The sequence below is a fragment of the uncultured Eudoraea sp. genome (assembly GCF_947258925.1).
Taxonomy (GTDB): Bacteria; Bacteroidota; Bacteroidia; order Flavobacteriales; family Flavobacteriaceae; genus Eudoraea.
Window position 1 is genome coordinate 1 of the sequence record NZ_CAMYKG010000064.1, and the last position, 5,181, is coordinate 5,181.

At 36.2% G+C, this 5,181-nt stretch carries 5 protein-coding genes and 2 pseudogenes; 6 read left to right on the top strand and 1 reads right to left on the bottom strand.

What is annotated here, in order from left to right; genetic code table 11:
- The 6 genes and pseudogenes from Q0X77_RS14940 to Q0X77_RS14965 all read left to right on the top strand — a co-directional run.
- A pseudogene (locus Q0X77_RS14940) lies at nucleotides 1–892 on the top strand (NAD(P)/FAD-dependent oxidoreductase); the annotation flags it as partial.
- A 37-nt stretch (nucleotides 893–929) separates the two neighbouring features.
- Nucleotides 930–1,445, top strand: a complete 516-nt coding sequence (locus Q0X77_RS14945; RefSeq protein WP_297707671.1) for a flavodoxin domain-containing protein — start codon at nucleotides 930–932, stop codon at nucleotides 1,443–1,445.
- A 61-nt stretch (nucleotides 1,446–1,506) separates the two neighbouring features.
- A complete protein-coding gene (locus Q0X77_RS14950; protein WP_297707673.1) occupies nucleotides 1,507–2,265 on the top strand; it encodes a flavodoxin family protein in 759 nt (252 codons plus the stop codon).
- A gap of 379 nt (nucleotides 2,266–2,644) precedes the next feature.
- Nucleotides 2,645–3,187, top strand: a complete 543-nt coding sequence (locus tag Q0X77_RS14955; protein ID WP_297707675.1) for a sigma-70 family RNA polymerase sigma factor — start codon at nucleotides 2,645–2,647, stop codon at nucleotides 3,185–3,187.
- The gene (locus Q0X77_RS14960) at nucleotides 3,177–3,836 is read left to right on the top strand and encodes a hypothetical protein (RefSeq protein ID WP_297707677.1); all 660 of its coding nucleotides are present in this window, start codon (nucleotides 3,177–3,179) and stop codon (nucleotides 3,834–3,836) included. The genes Q0X77_RS14955 and Q0X77_RS14960 overlap by 11 nt, the downstream gene beginning before the upstream one ends.
- Before the next feature lie 52 nt (nucleotides 3,837–3,888).
- A complete protein-coding gene (locus Q0X77_RS14965) occupies nucleotides 3,889–4,848 on the top strand; it encodes a hypothetical protein (protein WP_297707679.1) in 960 nt (319 codons plus the stop codon).
- Nucleotides 4,849–5,084: 236 nt separating this feature from the next.
- On the opposite strand, the pseudogene Q0X77_RS14970 reads toward Q0X77_RS14965, so the two are convergent.
- Nucleotides 5,085–5,181, bottom strand: a pseudogene (locus Q0X77_RS14970) (GTP cyclohydrolase I FolE); the annotation flags it as partial.

The following is a 5,181-nucleotide window of genomic DNA, read 5'->3' on the forward strand; positions in this document are numbered from 1 at the left end:
GTGTATGTACTTTGGCTTTAAGGAAAAATTAGATCGATTTGGTGTTAAATACTATTCAAATTATATACAAGGGGATGATATAAAAAGTCTCAAAGATGTACATCCGAATCAGCTAGGTGATTGGAAAAAACGTAGTTTCATCTTTGTAGATTATGAAAAGGTCGATGCTGGATTGGCACCATCGGATAAAGCTGCTGGTGTGATCTGTACTGTAGCTTATCTGAAAAACTGGGAAAACCTTAGTCCTGATGATTACAAGGTAAAAAAAGAGGAGGTAGCCCAGATCTTAATACAGCGCCTGGAAGAGAAGTACCCTGGTATTAAAGAAAGCATAGAATATTACGAGCTATCTACCCCAAAAACTATTAAGCGGTATACCTCTAATCCCAGTGGAGCAGTATACGGTTTTGCTCAAACCTTGCAATTAACAGCTTCTAAACGATTTAGAAATAATTTCTTGATTCCAAACCTCTATTTCGCGTCGGCCTGGGCTTTTCCTGGCGGGGGCTTTGAAGGTAGCATTACAGGTGGGTTTTTGGCTGCCTTGCAGATGAATAAAGACAAAATCTGGTCCGAATGTGATGATGAAAAGTATGTTGACAAGAGAGTTGTTGCGCTCTCGGAGCGCAAAAAGTTAGATGTCAAAACGCTCGAATTGAGCTTTGAAAAACCTCCCGGATTTCAATGTCAGAAAGGACAATATTCCATTCTCAATCTCACAAACCCCAAGGTAACCCAACTGGACCTTCCCTATCGATGGCTTCCTGTTAATTCGAATGGTGAGGAAGATCACGTAAAGTTTCAAATTGAATTGGATGGCAGCAGCTTTTCTAAAAGTTGTGAGGGTATGGATATTGGTGATCAGGCTTTGATATTTGGTCCTATAGGCTAGTTTAATTTTGTTATACCAACATCTAAAACAATGTATTATGAACGGAGCAATTTTTTTCTCAGGTAAGTACGGGAGTACCGAGCAATATGCCAACTGGATTGGCGACGCCACAGGATTTCCTGTATTTGACATCAAGGATCCCAATGCCGATCCGGCAAAGTACGAGTATTTAATATTGGGCAGTTCAATTCACTATTTTAAGCTATCTATCCGAAAATGGGTAAGATCAAATTTATCTATCCTTAAAGACAGGTCGAAGATCTTGTTTTCGGTCTCAGGTGCGGGGCCAGGGGATAAACTCGACCGTTGGGTTGCTGCTTCCCTTCCTTCCGGGCTGGCTTCACAAATGCAGCATGTGGGCCTTCCAGGCAGGTTAGACCATTCAAAAGTTAGTTGGTGGGTTCGGAAGATGCTGTGGATAGGCTCCCTTATCAATCCCGATCCCGAGGCCGGTAAAGAAGAGCGCTATGGTTTTGACCATGTCGATAAAGAAAGCATCAAACCCATATTAGAAATGGTAAGGCAATTTAAACATAGTGAAGTGCCAACATAGTAATAGCCAAAAGGAAGTTCTAAAAGAAAATTAAAATGGCTTACAGTTAAATTCTATATAGATGGAAAAAAAACTAAAGATAGTAGCGATCTGTGGAAGCCCGCACAAAGGGAATACTTACAATATACTTAGACTGCTTAAGCAAAGTAATCCTGAAATAGATTTCAAGATTCTTATGCTTTCTGAACTAAACCTTAAGGATTGCTTAGGGTGTTATTCATGTATCAATATCGGAGAAGAAAATTGTCCTCTTAAAGATGATCGTGATATGATTATTGAAGAAATGAAGGATGCCGACGGGACCATATTTGCATCTCCTACCTACGCAAGAACGATTAGTGCATTAATGAAGAAATTTGTAGAGCGAACAAGCTATATTGCTCACAGACCAATATTTTTTGGAAAATACGCCATAGCGCTTACCACCTGTGCGGGATTTGGTGCTGACTTAACATGTAAATATTTAAATGAAAACTTCACTCAAAGTGGATACAACTTTGTGCCATCCGTGGAGCTTAAGGTGGCAACAAAATCTGAAAATGAAACAGATTATAATCGTATGAAGGCATTAAATGGATATGAAGAGCTTCTTAATGCAATTAAATCTCATGAGAAATTTGAACCCTCATTAGGCCAATTGGTGTATTTCAATATCTTCAAATCTATTTCAGAATGGAATAAATTGAAAGGATGGGCCGATTACAAGTTCTACAAGGACAAGAAAGATTTCTATAATGATATCAAAATTCCCTTTGTGAAGAATAAAATAGCCAAGTGGATCGCTGGAAGAGAAACTAAGAAGTTGATGGCGAATAGATAGCGTTATATTTAAATGGAAAAATCAGCTAAAAATAAAAAAAACACACGAATTGCGATTGACTTCGTACATCCCTAAAAAGCAATCCCGGGCAAGCATAAAAACGAACACAAGCTAGCGCTTGTTCGTTTTTTGATTCCTTTACCTTTTGAAAATGAATTTTCAAGGCATTCAAAGTCTCAATCGTATAATTTTAAAAGGGATTCACCTTGTGCATCCCTACAACCTCAGATCATGCTTAGGTTGTTCTGCTAGCTCCAGTATCTTTATGTTTTTTATGTAACAATTAATTATAAAATACATTTATTTAGTTGTTCAGGCAACTTCAAGCCGGCAATCAGGGTTATTAAGTTAAACGACCTTACAAAACAAAAAAAAGTACTTGGAAATAAAGGAAGTTATCAAGCATTGTAAATCAGGAAATCAAATTGCACAGGGCGTTTTGTTTAATCTGCATTATCAGCAAATGTACAACTTGTCCATGCGTATTTTATCTAACCATCATGATGTTGAAGATGCACTTATTATATCATTTACAAAAGTTTTCAATAGCATACAGCAATTTGAGTACCGCGGTGATAACAGTCTGAAAAAATGGATTAAAACCATTGTCATTAATGAATCGATAAGGCATCTAAATACTAAAAATAAAATCAGATACAATGAGAGCTTACTTGAATACGAAACCAATACGGACTATGCAGCTGATATAATTGATATTGATATCGAGCAGGCGTTTTTCATAATTGAGGCTCTGCCTGCTGGTTACAGAATGGTTTTTAACCTGTTCGCAATAGAAGGTTATTCACACAAAGAAATAGCTGAACTACTGAATATTTCAGAAAGCACTTCAAAATCGCAGTTGAGAAAAGCAAGGATGAACATAATTGAAAGAATTAATAAAGCTAAGAAAAATGGGAACTAATAAAATTGATTCATTTTTTAGGAAATCGATAAATGAATCAGAGGACTTTTACGAAACAGAAGCAAATGTTGCTAAAGAAAGAATATGGAAACAAGTTCAGCACAGAAAGAAAAAGCTCGTAATACCACTTTTTTTCCGCCTATTAGCGGCAGCATGTGTTTTACTTCTTATTTCTACTTCAATTTTATTTGTTTCAAACCTCAAATCACAAAAAAGGATAGAAGCACTTGCTAAAACAAATACCGACCTAAAAAACAAGGTCGAATTAAATACCAAAAATGAATTAATCAAAAATGAATCATTAATTGCTGCTAACATCATAACACACGACACCGTTTTTATTGAAAAACAGGTCGTAGTTACTAAACCTATTGTCCTGAAAGAACGAATTACTGACACTGTTTACATCCAACAAATAGAATATATTGAAAAAGAAATTTCTCCTGAATCAATTATGGCTATTGAGAATAATATTCCAGCGGATTCAACTTATGAAATTACGACAGATGCGTATGAAACAAAAATTTTAATTAGTAATACCGCAGCTTTTAAAAAAGAGAAAAGAAAAAAAATCCAATTCAAATTTGGCGGTAATCAAAGTCCTGGCAATGATGGAGCAATAGCTCTTTCATCAAAATTGCAAAATTAGAATTTAAAGCGGATAAATAAATCCAATTTTTAATAATAAAATACTTGAAAAAATGAAAAAAATAACATCAATATTTACACTTACCGCACTGTTAATGTTCAGCAGTTTTATATACGGACAAAAAACCGCTATCGATTCGGCTTGTGTCCAAATTGAGAACAAAGCAGGGATGAATTTGGCAATTTATAGTTATAAAAACTTAGCTGAAAACGTGGAGAAAGATTTTAAAAGCTTTCAATTAATACTTAAGGAAACCAAAGATATTCCTGAAAAAATACCATATTCTATCAATTATGAACCAAATAAATCGGTGACAATTAAGCAAACCGAAGAAGGCGAAAGAGTGATATGGGAGAACGGCGAACAAACCATCTATCAGTTTAACAAGCAATGCAATATACTATCAGACACATACTTTTTACAAATTCAGTTTAATGAACTCGATGAATTAATTTCAGACAGCCTACTTACTCAGCTTTTGGAGGTTATTGATACCACCACCGCTATTCAGGGAAGACACTCAGCAATTTACAACTATACATTTGATGGGATGCAGCTATCTCAAAAAAAACAATACGACATGTTGAGCGAGCAAACAGATATGCTTATGCTTAGCGGTGGCGTTGGCGTTAACTTGATTAAAAGTGAACCTGTTATTGATATTTCGGCGGAAATGGCGTTTGCTTTCAGGAAGAAACGGACCTTACAAAATCGGTACTATGTTTCGTATAATCTGCTATTTGATTTTATAGAAGAATCTACTGTCAACGTGAATGGTTTTCTCAATATTGGTTATAAGTATAATTTGTCCAAAAAAATTAATAAGCCCAATTGGCTTGGTGTAGAACTGGGAGTTTTGGTAAACCGGCAAGGCGAGCTATTTGGGAAAAACACGTTCAAGTTAGGTGTAAACTGGGAATTAGGGAAATACATATCCGTAGCTCCACAATTGTATATGTCAGACAATTTTGACCAGTTTTATCCGGCAGTGCGCATAGGTTTTGGTTTTTAAGGTGTTGAAGCATTAATCAGGAATACATATTTAAGGACGGGTCAGAATTCTCGGCTCCCGCCACGCTTGTCTGGTTTTTGATCCCGTAACAGTTCATTTTAAGAGGGATTCACTTCGTGCATCCCTAAAAAGTAATCCGGGGAAAGCATAAAAACCAACCCAGGCCAGCCCTTGTAGTAAGGGATCTAAGTTTGATTTGTTAAAATTCCAGGGCTTGTTTAATGATATCGATTATCTTAGTCCCTAAGGTAGTTTTGTAATTCTGCAATCTTTGCTGTGGTATTGAATACTCCTCCATAAAATGAAGTTACTGTTGCCGATGATTCATCCTTT

What these genes read in the sequence shown, in the direction of transcription:
- Q0X77_RS14960 (WP_297707677.1), top strand. Translation starts at nt 3,177, where the DNA reads ATGGGAACTAATAAAATTGATTCATTTTTTAGGAAATCGATAAATGAA.
- Q0X77_RS14965 (WP_297707679.1), top strand. Translation starts at nt 3,889, where the DNA reads ATGAAAAAAATAACATCAATATTTACACTTACCGCACTGTTAATGTTC.
- Q0X77_RS14950 (WP_297707673.1), top strand. Translation starts at nt 1,507, where the DNA reads ATGGAAAAAAAACTAAAGATAGTAGCGATCTGTGGAAGCCCGCACAAA.
- Q0X77_RS14945 (WP_297707671.1), top strand. Translation starts at nt 930, where the DNA reads ATGAACGGAGCAATTTTTTTCTCAGGTAAGTACGGGAGTACCGAGCAA.